The sequence below is a fragment of the Nostoc sp. genome (assembly GCF_036919895.1).
In the GTDB taxonomy this organism is placed as follows: domain Bacteria; phylum Cyanobacteriota; class Cyanobacteriia; order Cyanobacteriales; family Nostocaceae; genus Nostoc.
The window spans coordinates 1-3,673 of the sequence record NZ_JBALBW010000140.1 but is presented as its reverse complement, the minus strand read 5'-3'; the positions used below and the strand labels follow the sequence as shown (position 1 = coordinate 3,673).

Here is a 3,673-nt window from a genome sequence, read left to right as displayed (position 1 = left end):
AGCTTTCACCGATCGCGTACTAATTAAAAGAGTGAAGTACCATTCAACAACAAATTCTAGAATCCCCCTTTTCGGGGGTTAATGCAAAAAACCCCAACCAATAAATTCAAGTATGCTGAATTTATCAGTGAAGAGTGCAGATTATACAGGAGATAGCTTTGTTGAATATCAACCTTTCTTTTTGTATCTGGTTAAAACAAGGTTATACAGTCATTGGAGTTTTATTGCTTGCTATGTCTATTACAGCTTGCAATAACTCTGCTACATCACAACTAGCATCTGGCAATCGCCCAACGCTGGCAAATCTTTCGGACACCTCTAATCCATCTTCTCCACCCACCTCTGGTACACAAAATCCTGACAAGAACCAGTCCCAAGAACAACTTGCAGTCCAACTCATTCATGATTATTACGATGCGATCGCACGTCTTGACTATAAACAAGCTTACTTGGCTTGGGATGGAGATGGTAGTGCCAGTAAGCAATCATTTGAGGAATTTCAGCAGGGTTTTGCTAACATCGTATCCATTGTTGAAGAAGTCGGAAAACCGGGTTCTTTAGAAGGGGCAGCAGGCTCGCTATATATTGAAATTCCCGTTACTGTTACGGCTGTTAATAGCAATGGAACTCCACAGCGTTTTCGTGGTAGCTATAAGCTGCGACGAGTCAATAACGTTCCTGGCTCAACTCCAAAGCAACGTAGATGGCATATCTACTCGGACAATATTTCTCTTGAGCAGTAATTGGTTCTAGAAAAATCCTGAATCAGCCTGAATGCTCTGTTACTTCCTTTTAAACGTCAACTCTCCCTAGTCAAAATCAGATTAAATATTTTGCATAAATTAAGTTTACTTGTTTCTACACTCAAACTCAGAAGCATCAAAACCCTGGTAATAGGTGATATCAGATAGAGAAAGAGCATTATGAAAATGAGATTATTAGCGTTGATACTGATCAGACTGTGCGAGAAAATTTTGGAAGCGATCGCACGTTGTTTAGCGGATCTGACAAAATCGCACAGCTCCGGTAGGGAAGATACAGCAGCAACTAATGCAGCTTGTGACTTGAAGAGTCTTTCGCTACATCCCACACCCTATACCTCATAAGCTGTTTGCGATCAATTCAACTACCTACCGAAAAGAGAACAGAGCTAATGTTAGACAACTGGTTGAGCAAAAAACAGATATGGTTGCTGCGTGGTGTAGCGATTATAATTTTTTTGATACAAGTTGGAGCATATTTGTGGAGCATTTACCGAGCAACGAATATCTGCAAGTTGTCGCAGCCTCATTCCCAGTATTGCGATTTGACAGTAGTACGGAAGTTAAGTGGAGTAGCAGAAGCGATCGCCCTTTCTTCTGATGGTCACACCTTAGTGGGCGGCGGTAGCAAAAGCTTTAGCGTCTGGCATCTGCCAAGTCAGCAGCCACAATTAACCCTCAAAGGAGACGCGAATGATATTTATGACCTTGCGCTTTCTGCTGATGGTCAGACTTTGGTGAGCGGGAGTTTAGGCAAGACCATTAAGGTGTGGAATTTAGCGACGGGAAAACTCAAATTTACTCTCAAAGGGCATTCTGAAGTTGTAAATGCACTGGTGATCACACCCAATCAGCAAACAATTGTGAGTGCGAGTTCTGACAATACCATTAAGATATGGAATTTGGCGACTGGACAATTAACAAGCACATTGGCACAAACACCGAATGCTGTAATAACTTTGGCGCTGACTCCAGATGGCAAGACTTTGGTTAGTGGCGATTCGAGCAATCACATCACTGTATGGGATCTGGGAACTGGACGAAAGCGCACCACTTTGACTGGACATTATGGTGCAGTATCTGCTTTAGCCATTAGTCGTGACGGTCAGTTGCTCGCTAGTGGTAGTGCCAAGCAGGTAAAAGTGTGGAACCTGACAACAGAAAAATTGTTGCAAGATTTTGGGGGCTTCTATTTTCCGCAGATCACCATCGCCTTTAGTCCTGATGGGCAATCTTTAATTACTGGTGGAGGATATAAACCATATCGGGTTTGGAATCTGGTAACAGGAAATATAGAAGCAACTCTGCCCGATGTAAGCAACTGGTCGGGGGCAATGGTATTTAGTAGGGATGGCAAGACTTTGTTTAGTGCAACAGAGGACGGAATTACAGAGTGGAAAATTCCTGCACCAAACCACCCGTAAAAGAATGTTTGGAAAGTTATGAGAGTCTTGCGCTTGAGCTATTCGTCTGGTTTTAAAACTTCTAACTTTGGGCAAGTGAGAGTACTCTATCTGCCAAACTAAAATCTCGTTTGTGTTCGCATACGAATTGATATAATCGTGGATTTTGTCCTTGAAAATCCATAAGTGAACTGGAGATTTTATCTACTTCAGTCCTCCGATTATCATTATTAAATGCTAGCCCGATTCTGCTGATATTTTTGAGAAATTCTAGTGGCAAGTTATTTGGGTTTCTGCAATTTTATAGTTCCCGAACCACAAGTAAGAATACCATTTTGATAAATCGGATCGCTTAAGTGGATAGTGCCTGGTAATTTGTTTTGACATATAATTGCCAAGGTTGTTAGTTTATTTTTAGAATTTTTAGTATTAGGTACAATAAATACACCACTAACATAACCTATTACTGGTATTTTTACGAACCATCCCTTTTTTACATACTCTCGTCGGGGATTTGCATAATTGAATACAGAGATTTGGGTTATTTTTATAGAATAGTTATAGTTTTTTGACGAGTTTGACATTTGTTCTTTAAGAGCAATGTCTATTTCAGGAATCGACTTACTAAATATGCCATTATGCTCTAAAAAGTATCTCTGCTGACCACGAGTCATCATGCCAATTGAAGCCAGTCCTACTGATGATGTATCCCAACTTTCATTACTAAAATTTAAAGGGAATAAATTATATAAAAATAGTGGCAATATAATCCAGACAAAAGGAATAGATGCTAGCAAAAATAGAGCCTTGAATTGTGTATTTTTATCAATTTTTAAGAAAAGATTCATGACTATTTTCTGTCTGAGATAATTTGTTTTGTTGACGAACACTCTGAAGTGTTTAAGACAACCTTTTAGTTCAAGTTTTCCCATATTAGAGGCTTTTCTAACAACTTACTGACCGCAGAGAAGGTGGGGACTCTCGCAATATGTTGAAAAAATAAGCTCCCCTCTAAGAGTGGCTCAAAGTTTTATCCAAGAATTTCAATCATCGTAGCCAGAATTTTCTTGTTGCATCAACGCCGGAAAATACTTTTTAAGTAATAAGCTGTACCTGTTCTTTCCAGGTGTGTCGAAATCTTTTCTTGAAATTGGCGCATGAACCCAGGTAATAACGAACGCTTCTACCATGCAATATAAAACTGCCCTAGACGAAAGCTAGAGCAGCTTTTGATAGAAGTAAATTATATAGGAGACAATTAATGTTGTCCCCAGTTTATCCATACTAAATACTGTTATATAATACTCTTCACCTCAAGTTTCGTACTTTACGCAAAAAACGAATAATCTTGAAGTTGGCATTACAAAGGTTAAAAGTCAGTATAAGCTAGTGTGTTACAGACGACATACTCGGCTTTGAGCCTCTTTCTTGGGTAAAAAGACAAGTCTAGCGCATTACCTTTTATCAACTGACATTCAAACTAAAGCAACTAAGAAGATTCGCTGTTAA

The 3,673-nt window shown here is 39.5% G+C and carries 4 protein-coding genes; 3 read left to right on the top strand and 1 reads right to left on the bottom strand.

The window, feature by feature from the left end; translation table 11 throughout:
* Positions 1–134 precede the first annotated feature (134 nt).
* From V7K55_RS27415 to V7K55_RS27405, 3 genes are all read left to right on the top strand, one after another.
* Positions 135–743, top strand: coding sequence for a hypothetical protein (locus tag V7K55_RS27415; RefSeq protein ID WP_334836538.1), 609 nt, complete (start codon positions 135–137; stop codon positions 741–743).
* 180 nt (positions 744–923) lie between these two features.
* Positions 924–1,106 carry a hypothetical protein gene (locus tag V7K55_RS27410; RefSeq protein WP_334836536.1) on the top strand — a complete coding sequence of 61 codons (183 nt, stop codon included), beginning with the start codon at positions 924–926 and terminating at the stop codon, positions 1,104–1,106.
* Positions 1,107–1,153: 47 nt separating this feature from the next.
* A complete protein-coding gene (locus V7K55_RS27405) occupies positions 1,154–2,185 on the top strand; it encodes a WD40 repeat domain-containing protein (protein ID WP_334836534.1) in 1,032 nt (343 codons plus the stop codon).
* A 260-nt stretch (positions 2,186–2,445) separates the two neighbouring features.
* Here V7K55_RS27405 and V7K55_RS27400 read toward each other — a convergent pair whose 3' ends face one another.
* Positions 2,446–3,012, bottom strand: coding sequence for a type IV pilin-like G/H family protein (locus V7K55_RS27400; protein WP_334836531.1), 567 nt, complete (start codon positions 3,010–3,012; stop codon positions 2,446–2,448).
* Positions 3,013–3,673: the final 661 nt, after the last annotated feature.